We start from the raw sequence: 15,717 nt of genomic DNA, 5'->3' as shown, positions 1-15,717 counted from the left end.
CTTGGGTTTTGAGGTTGGGCGTAGATCCAGCGCCGCCCGCGCGGCGCATCGCGAGCAACGCTCGCTCCTACGTTTGTTTCGGGCCAATTATTCCTGTGGCATAGGCGCGCGGGCCCTTGGCGACTGACACGATATCGAGTGGGACCAAGAAGGCGGTCGCGCGCAAACATCACAGGCCTGACTGGCCCGAAACAAACGTAGGAGCGAGCGTTGCTCGCGATGCGCCGCGCGGGCGGCGCTCGATCTGGTAGGCGCTGAATAGGTTGTGGCGAACACCCCTGCTGATCGTATGCGGCAAAACCGGCAGGCTTATACCCCCAACAGGGCAATCATCGCCGGCACGGTCAACACCGCGGTGTAGTACCCCATGAACTGCACGCCGATGTTGAAACCGAGAAAGCGTGAGAGAAAACCACCCAGCAGGCCAATGGTGACAATCACCAGCAACCCCAACAGGCCGCCTTCCCAGATACCAATCACCAGGATCAGGCCAACAAAGGTCGCGATCACCGCTTCGTGGCTGATCTTGCGCGACACATAGGCAGCAGCTCGGTGCGCGTAATTCATGGTGAAGGGGTAGGCGATCAGGATCGCGACCACCACCGCCAGCATGCCGTAGCCCAGAAACTCCCAGGTACTGAGCAACGAATGCAGGTTATGCACCTCACCGCTTGCGGCATCGACGCTGAAGCGGGGCGGGGCGTTGAACAGCGGTGCGGCAGGGCCGGCAGCGACCGGGCTCAGCGGCAGGCCGAAGGCGATTAGCGGAATCAAGGCTTCGGCCAGGTAAGTCGATTCGGTGACGCCGTTGCGCGCGGTGATGACCGTGGTCAGGCGATGGTAGACGTGCTTGACCCGTGAACCGACGGCCTCGCCCATGATTACGGTCATCGCCACCGGGCTGAACACGAACGTGGCGCTGGAGACAACGGCAGTGATCGCCGTCCACAGGGTTTGCTTGCTGTCCAGCACGCGCAGCGGATTGGGGAAGAACCCGCCCCAGCGCTTCACATCGGGCGACAACGAGAACGTGCGCACCTGCTGGCGGCGCATGCTGGCGCGTTCGGCGGGCGCGAGCAGGCAGAACAGCGCCGCAATCAACGGGCCGATAGCGATGCCGAGGAAGTAACTGACGCTGAGCTTGACGCCGTACTGCGCGGTCAGGCTTTGCAGGCCGACAATCACCATGACGAACGGGATCAAGGTCAGCACCGCTGCCAGGCGGCCCTTGGAGAACCAGGCGATGGCCACTGCCGCCAGCAGGAAGACCCAAGGCGCGGCCTGTTTGATCATGTCGCCGAACGGCGCCAGCATCACGGCGAACAGCACTGCCATTGGTACCGCGATCAACGCTGCGATTACAGCGCCGGAAATCATCTTGCGCAGGGCAATGTGCGGCACGCCCAGGTTGCGCAGGAAGTTGGCTTCGCGCATCAGTGGCGTTGCCATGGTATCGCCGGGGATACCCAACAGCGCGGTCGGTACCGCGTGGGTCATGTGCTTGGCCACGGCACCGGCCAGGAAGAACGTCAGCACACCGGCCGCCGGCACGCCCAGCAGCACCACCAGCAGGGTCAAGGGGGCGAGGGTAGTGGTTTCGTCGCTGCCGGAAATCAGGCCGATGCCGGCAAAGATCACCGCACCGAGGATGCCCATGCCCAGGGCTATGAGGAACTGATCCATCACCAAGGCGATCATGGCTGGCCTCCGTGAGCAGTGGCGGCCTGTACAGGGGCGGCAGCGGGGGCGCTCTGGTCGTTCTGCAGCGCAGGCAGGCCTTTTTCGTACTCGGCGAAAAGGTCGTACAGGTCCATTTCTTTCAGCTCTGCAAGGGTCGCCGCAGGCAAGTCGGCGAGGCTGCCCAGCGGGCCGAACTCGTTCTGCAATTCGACCAGGATCTTGGCCCGCCAGGCTGGGTCGGCCAGGTGCTCGACGACATTGCGCTTGGGCTTGAACAGCGCGGCACTGATGCCGCCACCGACCAGGCAGCCGACAATGCCGATCAGCATTGCGTAGGCCCGTGCCATTTGCGCCGAGGCCACCCAACCCACCAGCAGCTGTTGCGCGGTAAAGAACGCGCCGAGGCTGACCACGGCGCCAATGGCGATGGCGTAGACCAGGTGGCGACCGTCTACGGTGTCGCCCCAGACTTCGTACAGTTCGGACTTCATGAAGAATCTCCCACTGCCCTTGCGGGCTTTTATTGTTATGAACGTGAAGAGAGGACGTTTAAGCCATTGTGCGCTGGGCGAGCAGGGCGCGCGCTACCCTGGAGGCCGTTGGCCGGCCAAGCTGGGCACCGATGAACTCACCTGCTTCGATCACCGCATCCAGGTCGACACCGTGGCGCACGCCCAGGCCATCGAGCAGGTACAGCAGGTCCTCGGTGGCGACATTGCCGGTGGCACCTGGCGAATACGGGCAACCACCCAGGCCGCCCACCGAGCTGTCGAACACCCGCACACCCGCCTCCAACGCGGCATGGATATTGGCGATTGCCATGCCGTAGGTGTCATGAAAGTGCCCGGCCAGTGCGCTCACCGGTACGACCTGGCGGCAGGCCTGGATCAGTGCCCGGGTCGCCGCCGGTGTACCCGCGCCGATGGTGTCGCCCAGGCTGATCTCGTAACAGCCCATGCCGAACAGTGAGGCGCTGACCGCGGCCACGGCCTGCGGCTTGACCGGGCCGCTGAACGGGCACCCCATGACGCATGAAACATAACCGCGCACGCTAACACCGGCCTCGCGAGCGCGCACCAAGACCTGCTGGTATTGGCGCAGGCTTTGGTCTATCGAGCAGTTGAGGTTGCGCTGTGAGAATGCCTCGGAAGCCGCCGCAAACACGGCGACCTCGCGACAGCCCGCCGCTATGGCCGCTTCCAGCCCTCTGAGGTTGGGTACCAGTGCCGTCCAGGCCACACCTGGGCGCACCGGCAACGCCTTGAACACTTCATCGGAGCCGGCCATCTGCGGCACCCAGCGAGGCGAGACAAAGGCGCCGGCCTCCAAGGTTTGCAGCCCGGCGTCGGCCAACCGCTGCAGCAGTTGCACGCGAATCCGCGGCGAAAGCGTCAGCCTTTCATTCTGCAGGCCGTCCCGCGCGCCCACCTCGACCAGCCGTACCGCCTCCATTACTGCGCCCGCTTGTGCTTGAGCAGTTCTGCGGCTTTGTCAGCACGCACATCGCGGGCCTCGACCATCTGCTTGACCAGCCAGTTCAGCTCGTCGCCGCGGGCACCCGCCGACAGCGCAATGTTGCGCGCGTGCAAGGCCATATGGCCGCGCTGGATGCCTTCGGTCGACAGCGCCCGTAGCGCGCCGAGGTTCTGTGCAAGGCCGACGGCAACCGCGATTTCGGCCAGCTCCTGGGCGGTTCTAACCCCCAAGATGCGCAGTGACAGCTGCGCCAGGGGGTGCGTCTTGGTGGCGCCGCCGACCAGGCCGACCGGCATGGGCATCTCCAGGGTGCCGACCAGATGGCCCTGGCTGTCCTTCTCCCAGGTGGTCAGCGAACCGTAGTGCCCATTGCGGCATGCATAGGCATGGGCGCCGGCCTCGACCGCACGCCAGTCATTGCCGGTGGCGACGATCAACGGGTCGATGCCATTCATGATGCCCTTGTTGTGGGTGGCGGCGCGGTACGGGTCGACCACGGCAAAGTTGTAGGCATCGAGGATGCCTTCGATGACCTCTTCACCTGTGTAGGCGCCGGTACTTAGCAGTTCTGGGGCAATACGCACCTGCGCGCGGGCCAGGCGCAGGTCGGCCAGGTTGGAGAGGATACGCAGGCGGACCTTGCCGCCGGTAATTTCTTCCAGCAAGGGCGCCACGGCCTCGGCCATGGTGTTGACCGTGTTGGCGCCCATGGCATCGCGTACGTCGACGATCAGGTGGGCCACCAGCATCGGCCCGCGCGGGCTCTGGGCGAAGGTATGCACCTCGATGTCACGGCAACCGCCCCCCAGGCTGTTGAGCAGCTGGTCCTTGCGGTTGGCCAGTTCGATGATTTCGTCTTTGTGGCGCAACAGGCTCAAGCGTGCATTGAAGGGGTCGGCGACCTCGACGATCTGTACCTGGGCGCGCATCAGCGGCAGCGAACTCGACGTCTTGAAGCCGCCGGCCTCGCGTGCCAGCTTGGCCATGAACGACGCCGCAGCAACCACCGAGGGTTCTTCCACCACCAACGGCACGATCACGTCGCGGCCGTTGATCTGGAAGTTGCTGGCCACCGCGTAGGGCAGCTCGAAGGTGCCGATCACGTTCTCGATCATGCCGTCGGCGATGTCCAACGGCAACGCGCCGGCGTCTCGCAGCAGGGCGACGTCTGCCTGGGGCAGTTCGAGTGCGTCCTGCAAGTGGCTGAGGCGTTCAGCGGGTGACATGGCGCGGAACATGGGCAGGCGGGAGTCGATGCTCATGGGGAGGAGTCTCTTGCAGTTATTGTTGTGAGTTGGCGCCACCGTAGTCCGATCTGTCTGGTGAAAGAAGGTACAGTTTGGCCAGACAGTACCTAAGCTGTACCCTTTGTTCACACAAGGCATTCGGGACACCTGGCGATGGCGCGGCAGACACTCGCAGAGCAACTGGCAGCATCCTTGGCCGAGCAGATCGGCAATGGCACGTACCGCATTGGCGAGCGCCTGCCGTCACTGCGCGAGTGCATGCGTTTGTTCGGCCATTCGAAAAACACCGTGATCAATGCCTATGAGTCTCTGGCCTCGCAAGGCCTGGTCGAGGCGCGCCACGGGCAAGGTTTTTTCGTCAAGCAGGGCGCGCCACGCAGCCACGAGCCAGAGGAGCCACTGCCCTACACCCGGGCGATGGACACCATTTGGCTAATGCGTCAGCAGTTCGTCCGCGAGCCTGGCCATTCGCCATTGGGCGAGGGCTTCCCGCCGGTGGAGTGGTTGATGGACATGCGCCTGGACAAGTTCACCCGGCAAATCATGCGCACCGGCGTCACCACGCTGTTTCGTTATGGCAACCGCCTGGGCAACGCCAGCTTGCGTCAACACCTGGTGCAAAAGCTGGCCAGCTATGCAATCACCGCCAGCCCCAGGCAAATCGTCACCACCCACGGCGCCAACCATGCGCTGGACCTGATCATTCGCCGCTTCATCGCCCCAGGCGACAGCGTGTTGGTGGAAGACCCTGGCTACTACCCGCTGTTTGGCAAGCTGCAGTTGCAAGGCGCACGCATGCTCTCAGTACCTCGGCTGGCAGATGGGCCGGACATCGAGGTGCTGGAGCAGCACCTGCGCCTGCATAAACCCAAGCTGTTCTTCATTCAGTCTGTCGGCCACAACCCGACGGGGTCTGATATTTCACCCAGCAAGGCGCATCGGTTGGTGCAATTGGCTGAAGAACACAACTTCATGCTGGTGGACGATGATGCAATGGCCGATTTCAAACCGGCCGCGGCAATCAAGGTGTCGGCATTGGACCAATTGCAGCGCTCACTGTATGTCGGCAGCTTCTCCAAGTCGGTGTCTGCGGCCTTGAGAGTGGGCTTTATCGCCGGCAGCAAAGAGGTGATCGATGAACTGGGCGACCTGAAGATGCTGCTGCACACCAGCACCTCGGAGCTGTGCGAGCGCACGGTCGACGTCATCCTCACCGAAGGGCACTTCCTGCGCCACGTGATCCGCCTTCAAGAGCGTTTGAAAGCCGCTACCAGCGCGGGCTTGCAGATGCTCGACGGGATCGGCGCCGAGGTATTCGCGCGGCCCGAGCAAAGCCTGTACCTGTGGGCCAGGTTTGCCCATGTCGACGACGCCAGGGAGTTGACCCGGCAATTACTGCCCAAGGGCTTCATGATTGCCCCGGGGCATATCTTTGCGCCGGAGCAGGCGCAGGTTAACCCTTGGACGCGCTTGAACGTGGCCTATTTGAATGATGCGTTGCTCAAGGCGGTGTTGGGGCGTGAGGCAGGCTAGGGTGCCCTGTCAGCGCAGCCAACGGCGTAGCGCGTATTGCCGTAAACTGGCTATCAAGGGTTTACCTGTGCAGGAGGCCTTCATCATGCGCAGATTCATGCTGTTGCTCGCTATCACAGCAATCGCAGGTTGCCAGGCGCCCATGCCGGCCGCCAACCCGCAGATGGCCTGGGTCGATTTCTCGGTGCCGTTTCCCAACGACAGGGTGCTGATGGCCGAACGTCTCGACAATCAGCGCCTGCGCGACGGTCGCTTTTTCCAGGTAAGCCCTGGCAGCCATGAGCTGATTGTCCGTTTCGACTTCGAGGCCAGCGGTGGCTCAGGCATGAGCATGATGGGGGGCAGCACCGTTCGCGAATGCTACCTGACCCTCAACTACCCGCACTTCAAGGCGGGGCCAGCGCTACGTGCTGGAGGCACGCTCAATGGCCTTGACGCCGGAGGCGCGGTTGTACGATGCCCAGGGGCAGAAGGTTGCAGAGGTGAGCGAGTTCTATTGTCTTATGTGAGTGAAACCTGCCGTATGAATCGTCCGCTGTTCGTTTCTCTGGATGGGCCCAAAGGCACCGGCAAGACCACCTTGCTGGAGGCCATTACGAAAGTATTGAGGGCAGGCAACAACAAGGTAATCCGGCTTTGCGAGCGCAATAACGACCCCAACAGGGGTGAAACCATGGCCTTGGTCAACCAACTTGCCAGAAACCCCTGCCGGGAACTGGAATTGGGGGTTTGTGAGCGCTTGGCCGATAGCCGAAGCTGGATCTCACAGCATGTGCTGCCCAAGCAGCCGCCTGGCAGCATCATCCTGATCGATCGCTGGTACCCCTCCGATGCCGCGTTTCGGCGGACAGTGCCGTTTGCGGAGATTCTGCGGTTGAACATCGAGCGAAACGTGCGCGTGCCAGACCTGCATGTCGGCGTGGTCACCGACCCTGAGGTTTCATGGGCGAGGGCTGCGGCGCGCTCGCGTGGGTTGGGGAGCACGGTGATGTTCAACCTGGGGGAGCAGGTGGCCAGTACCGAGGCATTCGAGCGGGCGGTGGCGGAGCAGGGGTGGGTGTTGTGCCGGAATGAAAGGACGGTGGAAGAGGCGACGATGCAGGTGGTTTCGCAGATTTACAGGGTGCTGGGATGCCCGTAAAGCGGCATGGGTTGAAGATTTTGGAGCAGCGCTCACCTTCACAGGCATGAAATCGTATCTTTCAGGAATTGGCAGAACCAAAGCTGCGCTGTGCTATCACCACTGTGTTCATGCCAGTGCAGGCTGACTTCGAACCTTGGAACGGTAAATGGCAGTTCCAAGGTCTTGAGCCTGTTGCGCTCGATGTACATCTTCGCGACCCGCTCGGGCAGTGTCACCAACAGGTCACTGGTTGAAATGATTTCTGGCAGCACGCTGAAATGCGGGACCCGCAGGCTCACAGTGCGCTCGACGCCTGCTTCCCTCAAGCGATCTTCCACGAAATGGTGACCCGTCCCCGCGGATACCACTACATGCCGCTCCTCGAGAAACTGCTCCATGGACAGCGTGTCCCCCACGCGCGGATGGTCCAACCGGGCCATGCAAACGTACCGCTCCTCGAACATGAGTTCGCACTTCGCCTGAACCGGCAGGTAGCTTCGATTGCACACCGCAGCGTCGATTTTTCCGGTTTTAAGCCACTCATCCAACCGCTCGATCTCGATCTGGATGACTTCCAGCTCCACCAGCGGTGCTTTGGCCTGCAACCCACGCAGCACATGCGGAAGGAAAAACACCTCACCCAAGTCTGACAGGGCCAAACGGAATCGTCGCGTTGATTGGTCGGGCTCGAATTTCTTCGTGAGCGCTACTGCACGCTCGATGTCCGCAAGCGAGGGCCTGAACGAGCCATAGAGCTGAGACGCTAGAACGGTGGGTTGCATCCCATCCCGGGTGCGTTTGAACAGGGGGTCGCCCCATTGATCACGGAGCCGCCCTAGCGCATAGCTCACAGACGGCTGCGTGACATGCAGGCGTTCTGCCGCTCCGCTGACGCTGCCCGTTTCATAGATGGTGACAAAGACCCTGACGAGATTGAGATCGATCATATTCAAATAGAGGTGGCTTATTTTGTTTTCAAAAATATATCTATTTGATCTATCAGGCAACACTCCATAACGTGGCGCTTGGACGAAGCGTCGAGGTTTATCTGCCGATTCGATCCCTGAAAACAACAACAAGAGTACATGCCATGCAACGCATCAGTGCAGTCGGTATCCTCGATACCGCAAAGCTAAGCCGCTTTCATTTTCTCCTGGTTTTTTGGTGCTCCTTTATCATGCTGTTCGATGGCTACGACCTGGTCATCTACGGCTCTGTGCTGCCTCACCTGATGACAGAATGGAACCTGACGCCTTCGCAAGCGGGGATGCTGGGCTCTAGCTCTATGCTCGGGATGATGGTCGGCGCGGTGCTGCTAGGCACCACTGCTGATCGTTTAGGCCGGCGCCCCATCATCTTGTTCTGTGTCGCGCTCTTCAGCGTCGCGGCATTTGTGAACGCCTTTGCTGTCGATGCCGTCACCTTTGCGATCTGCCGTTTTCTGACCGGGGTAGGGCTGGGCGGTGTAGTGCCCAACCTGGTGACCATCTTGAAAGAAATGGCCCCCACCCAGTACCGCAATCGCCTGATCAACCTCATGCTCAGCTTCTTCGCAGTGGGCGGCCTACTGTCGGCGCTGGCGGGTATCTATTTGATTCCGATGATGGGTTGGCACTCCCCGTTCTACGTTGCCGGGCTGTCTTTGCTCTGCCTGCCACTGTTGTACAAGACGCTGCCCGAATCGGTTGCCTACCTTGTTCACAAAAACCGTCAAGAAGAGGTCGGGTTGCTTCTGCAGCGCATCAACCCCGCCCACCGTCACAGCAGTGGTATCCACTATGAAGTCGAGTCGGTCGCCAACACGGCAGGCACCTCGATGGCCTCGCTTTTCAGTGATGCTCGTGCTTTCGCAACGATGATGGTGTGGGTCGCGTTCGGCATGTGCATGCTGATGGTTTATGGGCTTAATACCTGGTTACCGAAACTGATGAACAGTGGCGGTTATCCGCTGGGTTCCAGCATTACATTCCTTTTGATCATGAACATTGGAGCGCTGATCGGGCAGCTCGCCAGTGGCTTTGTCGCTGACCGCTGGGGCTGCAAGCCGACGCTGCTGCTGTTCTTTGCAGTGTCCGCGATCTCGATCTCATTGTTGGGCATTCGTCCTGGGCCGATGACGTTGTATGCGCTGCTGCTGGTGGCCGGTGGCGCGACGGTTGGATGTTTGTCTGTCGTGCACACCCTCGCAGCGGATATCTACCCCGCCAATGCACGTTCGACCGGGGTGAGCATGGCCGCCGCCGTGGGCCGTTGCGGCGCGGTGGCAGGGCCTCTTCTTGGGGGCTACCTCTACAGCTTGAGCCTGCCATTCGAGCAGAACTTCCTGCTGTTCGGGCTGCCCGGTGTAGTGGCCGTGATCGCCGTGATGATGATCGCCCAACGGCACGCCAACCGGGTGTCGGTGGACACCCCACTGAAACAAAACGCTTAACACCTCCGTTTCACCCCGTTCTGGTTTAAAGCTCGCCTGCGAACGGGTTTTGGCGCGACGTTACCGTCGCGCCTTTTTATTCAACAACTTGCCCAGCGCTGTATTGACGGCTTGGGTGACTGCGCCCTGAAGAAATGCACACACAATAATAATTCGGAGTGGGTTAAATGAAGCAGATTGGTCGGATAGGCTGGGCTATGACGGGCTTGGCGTCAGTGTTTGCCGTGCCGGGTCATGCGGATGTGTTAAAGGACAGCCATCTCACCTTGGGGCTTCGTAATTTTTATTACGACCGGGATTTCAAACAAACCGATGCCCCCAAGTCCAGAGTGGGTAGTTGGAGCCAGGACTTCGACGCGCAATTCAAGTCTGGTTATTCAGAGGGCCCTGTACAGTTCGGGCTGGACGCCTATGGCCAGTATGCGTTCAGGCTCGATGGTGGTGGCGGGCGCGGGCCAGACACCGTACTCCCTTACGATGACAGCAAGGGGCGACCGGTGCAGGACTACGGCCGTGCAAGCCTGGCTGCAAAGATGAAGTTCTCGAACACGCAGGTACGTGTCGGGGAACATCGCCCGATGTTGCCAGTGGCGTATTACGACGACTCCCGCCAGCTCATCACCACCTATGAAGGTGCGACCGTCGAGTCCAAGGAGTGGGCGAAGCTCACCCTCAACGCGGGGCGTTTCTGGAAGACGGCGACCCGCGAGTCGTCTGATCGCGAAGATATCTACTTGTTTGGTGATACGCCCGCACAGAGCAGTGATGGGTTGAACTTCGCCGGTGCGCGCTACGATTTCACCCCCGCCTTCAATACCACCTACTACTTTGCGCAACTCGAGGATATTTACCAGCAGCATTATGCGGCTGCCGCGTACACCTGGGCGATGGGTGGTGGCTATACGCTGAAGTCTGATATTCGCTACTACAACACGCAGGATGAGGGTGCGAAGCGCTCAGGGGACTTGGACAACCGGTCTATCGGTTTCATGACGGCGCTGAACAAGGGCGGCCACACCTTTACTGCAGCCTACCAGCGTATGAGTGGTGATGACGCCTTCCCGTTGCTCAACGGCTATGCGCCTCAGCCGTTCCTGGTGAACTGGTCGACGATCGCGTTCTACAAGGCGCAGGAGCGCTCCTGGCAAGCACGCTACGACTACAACTTTGCGGCCATGGGCCTGCCGGGGTTGAAACTCATGACGCGTTACTTGCGCGGTACGCAAATCGACCGGGGGCCTGGGCTGTCGGATAACGTCGAAAGCGAGACCAACGTTGTCATGTCCTATGTCATTCAAAGTGGGCCACTGAGCGGCCTTGCATTTGAAGGCCGTAACATCAAGGTCAAAACGCGCTACGGCGCGGACTTTGATGAGAACCGTCTGATCACCAGCTACACCTGGACATTCTGGTAACCGGTAAAGGGCTCGCCTGCGCGAGCCCGATGCAGGTTTAGCTCACACCAGATATTGGGCAATCTGTTGTTCACGCCAGATGATGCCGGTACCCGGTAGATCCGGGATGACGGCATTACCGTTTGCAAAGGTGAGGGTAGGCTCGATGACGCTGCCGGCGAGATCCAGACGCTCCAACCAGTGCGCCGTCGGTGTCGCCGCCAGCAGGTGTGCACTGATTTCCTGGAACAGGTGGCTGGACATGGGGATGCTGAACTGTTGCGCCAGCGCGCTGGCGCGCAGCCAACCGGTTACGCCGCCGATCTTCATCACATCAGGCATGGCCAGCCGGCACGCACCCGCAGACAAGGCTTTGAACATTTCCTCTGGGCCAAGCCAGTTCTCGCCCATTTGCACGGGTACATCCAGAAGGTTCTGGATGCGCTGGTGCCCGGCATAATCATGCTGCAGCGTCGGCTCCTCGATCCAGGCGACGCCCTCAGCTTGCAACGCTTGGCTGCGCTTGATCGCCGCCGGCACATCCAGGCTCTGGTTGTAGTCCACCATGATGCCGAAGCCATCGCCGACGGCTTCGCGAATACTGCGCACCACTGCCAAGTCACCCTCGAGGGTGGCGTAACCGATTTTGGTCTTCACGGCACGGAAGCCCGCTTCTGCTGCAGTCACAGCCCTTTCAGTGGCGAGCTTCACACCATCCAGGCTGTGGCTGTCATAGCTCTGGATCGGGCGTGCGCTGGCGCCGAGCAATTGCACCAAAGGCATTTCATGGACTTTGCCCAATGCATCCCAGGCGGCCATGTCGATGCCCGCCGCCGCCATGCGGATCAAGCCGGTATAGCCTGCAAGGCAGAAACGTTTGGCCAGCATCGCTTCAAGGCTGACGGGCGCCAGGGGCTGGTTGACGATCAGTTGGGCCATGTCATCCAGAAGCTGCTTGAGGGATTTCAAGGCCACCGGTGTGTAAGCAAAGAGGTAGGCGTGGCCGACCACACCGGCATCGGTGCTGAGATCGATGAGTACCAGGGGCGCGGTTCCGACAGTGCCGACCGCCGTGTGCACCGGATAGGCGAGTGGGACGTTGACTGCCCGCGTGCGCAACTGGGTAATCAATACTTCGCTCATGCGAGAGTTCCTTTACCAAGGGTTCGATTGATCGAGGAGGCTTCGACGCCCCCGTCGTTGAGGAGATACGCCGGAGACAGCGAGGCGACATCGGGGCATCCGATCTGAGCGAGGGTGCGATCGATATCCGTTTTGATGAGGGCTAACACCTCTTTAACACCGGTCTCTCCGCGGGCGGCCAGCCCATAGAGCGTTGCCCGGCCAAGGAGTACCGCTTCGGCGCCGAGGGCGAGTGCCTTCACGATGTCTGAGCCTCGGCGGAAGCCGCTGTCGATAAGCACCGGCTTGCCGATCTTCGCTACCGAGTCGGCGAGCACCTCCATCGGCGAAATCGCGCAGTCCAATTGGCGACCCCCGTGGTTGGAGAGAATCACGCCATCGGCACCGTGCGCGATGCAGCGATCTGCGTCTTCGGCGCTGAGCAGGCCTTTGACGAGCAGTTTGTGTGGCCACAGGTCCCGTAGCCATTTCAATGCTCGCCAGTCAAAACTGGCATCCATCTGCCGACTCATCAGGGCAGCTTGCATCTCCAGGCTGGAGGCCTGGCTGCTAGCAAAATTCGCAAGCTGCGGCATGCCGTGTCGTAACAGATCGAATGACCAGCGTGGATGCAGGCAACCCTCGAGCATGACCTTGGGGGTGTAGCGCATGGGCATTTTGAAACGGTTATGCAGGTCGCGCTCCCGGTAGCCGTTGACCGCAACGTCCGTGGTCAGTACCAGCGTCGTGTAGCCAGCGTGCAGGGCCTTGAGCACCATTGCCTGAGCAATCTCCCTGTGGATCACGTAGAGCTGAAACCACAGCTCTCCATCACAATGACGGGCGAGGTCCTCGATCGAGAGGTTGGACGCCGTCGACAGCACGAAAGGGATCCCAGCGTGGGTTGCCGCTCTGGCCAGGGCGAGGTCACCCTGTGGCCATAGCGCGCCGTTCAAGCCGGTAGGCCCGATCAACAACGGCATCGATTGGCGCTTGCCCAGCACCTGCGCCTGGAGATTACGTTGGCTTACGTCCACCAAGCGCTTGGGCTTGAAGCGCCATTGCTGGAAGACGTCGCGGTTGTGTTTAACGCCGTATTCGTCTTCCGCTCCGCCTTCAAGATAGTCGTACACCATTTTGGGCAAGCGTTTTTGCGCCAGTTTTCGATAGTCCTCGACGCTGAACAGGTTTTGCTGACTCATCGTCCGACCCTCACTGCACAGGGCTGACGGTGCTGACTTCGATCAGTACAGGCCCTTTGGCGGCCAGCGCTTCCTGCAAGGCGCCTGTGAGCTGCTCCAGGTTTTCGGCCTTCAACGCGTGCACGCCGTAACCCTTCGCGAGTGCGCCAAAGTCGATGTTCGGAACGTCCAAGCCAGGGACATGCTCAGCTTCGAGTACGCCGGCAAACCATCGCAGGGCACCGTAGGTGCCGTTGTTCATGATCACGAAGATGGCTGGAATGTTGTACTGAGCGGCAGTCCACAACGCACTGATGCTGTAGTTGGCCGAACCATCGCCAATGACGGCAATGACTTGCCGATCCGGCTCAGCCAACTGAACACCGATTGCTGCTGGAAGGGCGAAACCCAGCCCGCCCGCGGCGCAAAAGTAGTAGCTGCCGGGGTGACGCATGTTCAAGCGCTGCCACATCTGAGCGGTGGTCGAGGTGGACTCGTTCAGGTAAATCGCATCTACCGGGGCCATCTCATTAAGCGTGTCGAACACGGTTTCAGGGCGGAGTCGCCCCGCGTCCTGGCTGAGCTTCTCAGGTTCAGGATTGGCGCATGGCATTGGGCGGTCGCTGTCGCTCACGAGAATGGCAAGCGCAGAGGCCATCGCGCCAATGTCGGCAACGATTGCATCACCCATCGGTGCACGCGCGGCTTCAAGCGGGTCACAGGTCACAGAAATCAACCGGGTGCCAGGTTTGAGGTATTGCCCTGGGTCGTATTGGTGGTAGCGGAATACCGGAGCGCCAAGCACCAACACCACGTCATGGCCTTCCAGCAGCTGAGAAATCGCTGCGATCCCGGCAGGCATGAGCCCCCGGAAACACGGGTGTCGGGTCGGGAAGGGGCAGCGCGGGGCGGACGGCGCCACCCATACCGGGGCTTTGAGGCGTTCGGCCAGTGTCACGCAGTGCGCATTCGCATTCGCTGCATCGACATCTGGGCCCAGGACGATCGCGGGGTTGGACGCGCTATCGAGGACTTCCACCAATGCTTCAAGGTCCTGGTCATTGAGCCTGACTGCCGAGCTGACGCTGCGATCGAACAGGTGATGGGACTGAGGGTCAGCGTCCTTGTCCCAGTCATCGTATGGCACAGACAGGTAGACAGGGCCGCGAGGCGCCATGCTCGCCATGTGGATGGCCCGGCTCATCGCATGCGGGACTTCTGCAGCGCTCGCGGGCTCGTAGCTCCATTTGACCAGCGGGCGCGGCAGGTTGGGGGCATCGACGTTGGTCAGAAGCGCTTCGACACCGATCATGGCGCGCGTTTGCTGGCCCGCCGTCACGATAAGGGGAGAGTGCGAGTTCCAGGCATTGCTGAGTGCGCCCATGGCGTTGCCGGTGCCGGCAGCTGAGTGCAGGTTGATGAACGCAGGCTTTCGCGTTGCCTGCGCGTAACCATCGGCAATCCCCACCACGCAGGCTTCCTGAAGCGCCAGGATGTATCGAAAGTCTTCCGGGAAATCTTTCAGAAACGGCAATTCATTCGAACCAGGGTTGCCGAAGACGGTGTCGATGCCCTGGCGGCGCAGAAGCTCATACGTGGTGCTATGTACCGAAGCCATGATGATTGTCTCTTACCAAATGATGAGAGCCACGATAGAATCGAGGCATAAATAGATCAAATAGATAGATTAAACATTTATCTATAGAGACGGATTATATTGCTGTGAGTGTGGTCTTGAGCCGCTGCGCAGCGTTTAGGGAGGTTTGCATGGCGACCTTGCTGCGAGGCATTAACGTAGATCGCGTTGCCGAACTCGTTTGGCTACTGGCTGAGTCACAGGGGCGGCCCGACATCCGGGCAAGGTCGCTTCAGGCAGTGGCGGCGCTTCTGGAGGCGGAGCATGTGGCATCGTTCGTATGGGATCAGCACGAGCATCGCTCCACCCAGCCCGTTGCTTTCAACATCGATGGGCACCACCTGCAGGCGTATGAGCAGCACTTCCATCGCGTGGATGTGGTGACCCCGGTGATGCGCAAGGTAAGGCAGGCTGCCCGCGTCGATTGCCACGTGCCACGTGCCACGCTTGTAGCCAGCGAGTTCTACAACGACTTCCTTCGGCCGGCGGACATGGAGCACGGTCTTAACGTGTTTTTCTTCGATGGCAACCAGGACGTGGCCGATTTGAGGATCTGGAGGGGGCGAGGGCGAGTGCCATTCAGTGAGCGAGAGGAGCAACTGCTTCTGACCCTTGAGCCGTACTTTCTCAAAGCATTTTGCACCGTACCCAAACAGCGTCAGGCCTTGTCGCTCAGAGAGGCTGAGGTAGTCAGGCTGGTGGCCGGAGGCGCCAGTGATAAAGAGGTCGCCCGAGCACTCGGCATCAGCTTTACCACGGTGCGTACTCATCTCAAGAACGCGATGGCCAAGCTTGACTGTCGGAACCGGACGCAGTTGGCCCGCTGTGTGTGAACCCGTGCTGGCAATCCTCAAATTTGAGGAGACCCTTTGTCGCAGGGCCACATTAACGTGT

Annotated in this window: 13 protein-coding genes and 1 pseudogene; 6 read left to right on the top strand and 8 right to left on the bottom strand. The window is 60.6% G+C overall.

Annotated elements, in window-relative coordinates; genetic code table 11:
* Window positions 1-309: 309 nt before the first annotated feature.
* The 4 genes from AB7M33_RS23785 to AB7M33_RS23770 are packed head-to-tail and all read right to left on the bottom strand — an operon-like array spanning window position 310 to window position 4,418.
* Window positions 310-1,698 carry a tripartite tricarboxylate transporter permease gene (locus AB7M33_RS23785; protein WP_454243787.1) on the bottom strand — a complete coding sequence of 463 codons (1,389 nt, stop codon included), beginning with the start codon at window positions 1,696-1,698 and terminating at the stop codon, window positions 310-312.
* A complete protein-coding gene (locus AB7M33_RS23780) occupies window positions 1,695-2,171 on the bottom strand; it encodes a hypothetical protein (RefSeq protein ID WP_454243786.1) in 477 nt (158 codons plus the stop codon). Before AB7M33_RS23780 ends, AB7M33_RS23785 begins: the two co-directional genes overlap by 4 nt.
* Window positions 2,172-2,229: 58 nt before the next feature.
* Window positions 2,230-3,132, bottom strand: a complete 903-nt coding sequence (locus tag AB7M33_RS23775; protein ID WP_265967636.1) for a hydroxymethylglutaryl-CoA lyase — start codon at window positions 3,130-3,132, stop codon at window positions 2,230-2,232.
* Window positions 3,132-4,418 carry a hydroxymethylglutaryl-CoA reductase, degradative gene (locus AB7M33_RS23770; protein WP_454243785.1) on the bottom strand — a complete coding sequence of 429 codons (1,287 nt, stop codon included), beginning with the start codon at window positions 4,416-4,418 and terminating at the stop codon, window positions 3,132-3,134. Before AB7M33_RS23770 ends, AB7M33_RS23775 begins: the two co-directional genes overlap by 1 nt.
* 138 nt (window positions 4,419-4,556) lie before the next feature.
* Between AB7M33_RS23770 and AB7M33_RS23765 the strand changes: the two genes are divergently transcribed.
* From AB7M33_RS23765 to AB7M33_RS23755, 3 genes and pseudogenes are all read left to right on the top strand, one after another.
* Window positions 4,557-5,936 (top strand): aminotransferase-like domain-containing protein, encoded by a 1,380-nt coding sequence (locus AB7M33_RS23765; RefSeq protein WP_454243784.1) that lies wholly within the window; start codon window positions 4,557-4,559, stop codon window positions 5,934-5,936.
* A gap of 85 nt (window positions 5,937-6,021) precedes the next feature.
* Window positions 6,022-6,445 (top strand): annotated as a pseudogene (locus AB7M33_RS23760) (PA0061/PA0062 family lipoprotein).
* A 14-nt stretch (window positions 6,446-6,459) separates the two neighbouring features.
* Window positions 6,460-7,077: a dTMP kinase gene (locus tag AB7M33_RS23755; protein WP_454243783.1), complete on the top strand. Its 618-nt coding sequence runs from the start codon at window positions 6,460-6,462 to the stop codon at window positions 7,075-7,077.
* A gap of 38 nt (window positions 7,078-7,115) precedes the next feature.
* On the opposite strand, the gene AB7M33_RS23750 is transcribed toward AB7M33_RS23755, so the two are convergent.
* Window positions 7,116-8,012, bottom strand: coding sequence for a LysR family transcriptional regulator (locus AB7M33_RS23750; protein WP_420832896.1), 897 nt, complete (start codon window positions 8,010-8,012; stop codon window positions 7,116-7,118).
* A gap of 137 nt (window positions 8,013-8,149) precedes the next feature.
* On the opposite strand from AB7M33_RS23750, the gene AB7M33_RS23745 reads away from it, so the two are divergent.
* Both AB7M33_RS23745 and AB7M33_RS23740 read left to right on the top strand, forming a co-directional pair.
* Entirely contained in the window at window positions 8,150-9,490 is a 1,341-nt protein-coding gene (locus AB7M33_RS23745; RefSeq protein WP_454243782.1) for an MFS transporter, read from the top strand.
* Window positions 9,491-9,657: 167 nt separating this feature from the next.
* Window positions 9,658-10,905: an OprD family porin gene (locus tag AB7M33_RS23740; protein WP_454243781.1), complete on the top strand. Its 1,248-nt coding sequence runs from the start codon at window positions 9,658-9,660 to the stop codon at window positions 10,903-10,905.
* Between the two features lie 42 nt (window positions 10,906-10,947).
* On the opposite strand, the gene AB7M33_RS23735 is transcribed toward AB7M33_RS23740, so the two are convergent.
* Genes AB7M33_RS23735 through mdlC form a run of 3 tightly spaced genes read right to left on the bottom strand, consistent with a single transcriptional unit; the run spans window position 10,948 to window position 14,805 of the window.
* Window positions 10,948-12,027: an enolase C-terminal domain-like protein gene (locus AB7M33_RS23735; RefSeq protein ID WP_454243780.1), complete on the bottom strand. Its 1,080-nt coding sequence runs from the start codon at window positions 12,025-12,027 to the stop codon at window positions 10,948-10,950.
* Window positions 12,024-13,208, bottom strand: a complete 1,185-nt coding sequence (locus AB7M33_RS23730) for an alpha-hydroxy-acid oxidizing protein (protein ID WP_454243779.1) — start codon at window positions 13,206-13,208, stop codon at window positions 12,024-12,026. The genes AB7M33_RS23735 and AB7M33_RS23730 overlap by 4 nt, the downstream gene beginning before the upstream one ends.
* A 10-nt stretch (window positions 13,209-13,218) precedes the next feature.
* Complete coding sequence (gene mdlC, locus AB7M33_RS23725; protein WP_454243778.1) at window positions 13,219-14,805, bottom strand: benzoylformate decarboxylase; 1,587 nt, start codon at window positions 14,803-14,805, stop codon at window positions 13,219-13,221.
* Between the two features lie 149 nt (window positions 14,806-14,954).
* Between mdlC and AB7M33_RS23720 the strand changes: the two genes are divergently transcribed.
* Window positions 14,955-15,656, top strand: coding sequence for a response regulator transcription factor (locus AB7M33_RS23720; protein ID WP_454243777.1), 702 nt, complete (start codon window positions 14,955-14,957; stop codon window positions 15,654-15,656).
* Window positions 15,657-15,717 lie beyond the last annotated feature (61 nt).

Source organism: Pseudomonas sp. Y3 TE3536 (assembly GCF_053629175.1).
The sequence above is the reverse complement of the archived record's forward strand: the minus strand, read 5'-3'. Positions and strand labels throughout refer to the sequence as shown.

Bases quoted from the DNA above. Each gene is read 5' to 3' on its own strand.
- AB7M33_RS23720 (WP_454243777.1), top strand. From the start codon at position 14,955: ATGGCGACCTTGCTGCGAGGCATTAACGTAGATCGCGTTGCCGAACTC.
- mdlC (WP_454243778.1), bottom strand. From the start codon at position 14,805: ATGGCTTCGGTACATAGCACCACGTATGAGCTTCTGCGCCGCCAGGGC.
- AB7M33_RS23740 (WP_454243781.1), top strand. From the start codon at position 9,658: ATGAAGCAGATTGGTCGGATAGGCTGGGCTATGACGGGCTTGGCGTCA.
- AB7M33_RS23780 (WP_454243786.1), bottom strand. From the start codon at position 2,171: ATGAAGTCCGAACTGTACGAAGTCTGGGGCGACACCGTAGACGGTCGC.
- AB7M33_RS23770 (WP_454243785.1), bottom strand. From the start codon at position 4,418: ATGAGCATCGACTCCCGCCTGCCCATGTTCCGCGCCATGTCACCCGCT.
- AB7M33_RS23735 (WP_454243780.1), bottom strand. From the start codon at position 12,027: ATGAGCGAAGTATTGATTACCCAGTTGCGCACGCGGGCAGTCAACGTC.
- AB7M33_RS23775 (WP_265967636.1), bottom strand. From the start codon at position 3,132: ATGGAGGCGGTACGGCTGGTCGAGGTGGGCGCGCGGGACGGCCTGCAG.
- AB7M33_RS23755 (WP_454243783.1), top strand. From the start codon at position 6,460: ATGAATCGTCCGCTGTTCGTTTCTCTGGATGGGCCCAAAGGCACCGGC.
- AB7M33_RS23785 (WP_454243787.1), bottom strand. From the start codon at position 1,698: ATGATCGCCTTGGTGATGGATCAGTTCCTCATAGCCCTGGGCATGGGC.
- AB7M33_RS23730 (WP_454243779.1), bottom strand. From the start codon at position 13,208: ATGAGTCAGCAAAACCTGTTCAGCGTCGAGGACTATCGAAAACTGGCG.
- AB7M33_RS23745 (WP_454243782.1), top strand. From the start codon at position 8,150: ATGCAACGCATCAGTGCAGTCGGTATCCTCGATACCGCAAAGCTAAGC.
- AB7M33_RS23765 (WP_454243784.1), top strand. From the start codon at position 4,557: ATGGCGCGGCAGACACTCGCAGAGCAACTGGCAGCATCCTTGGCCGAG.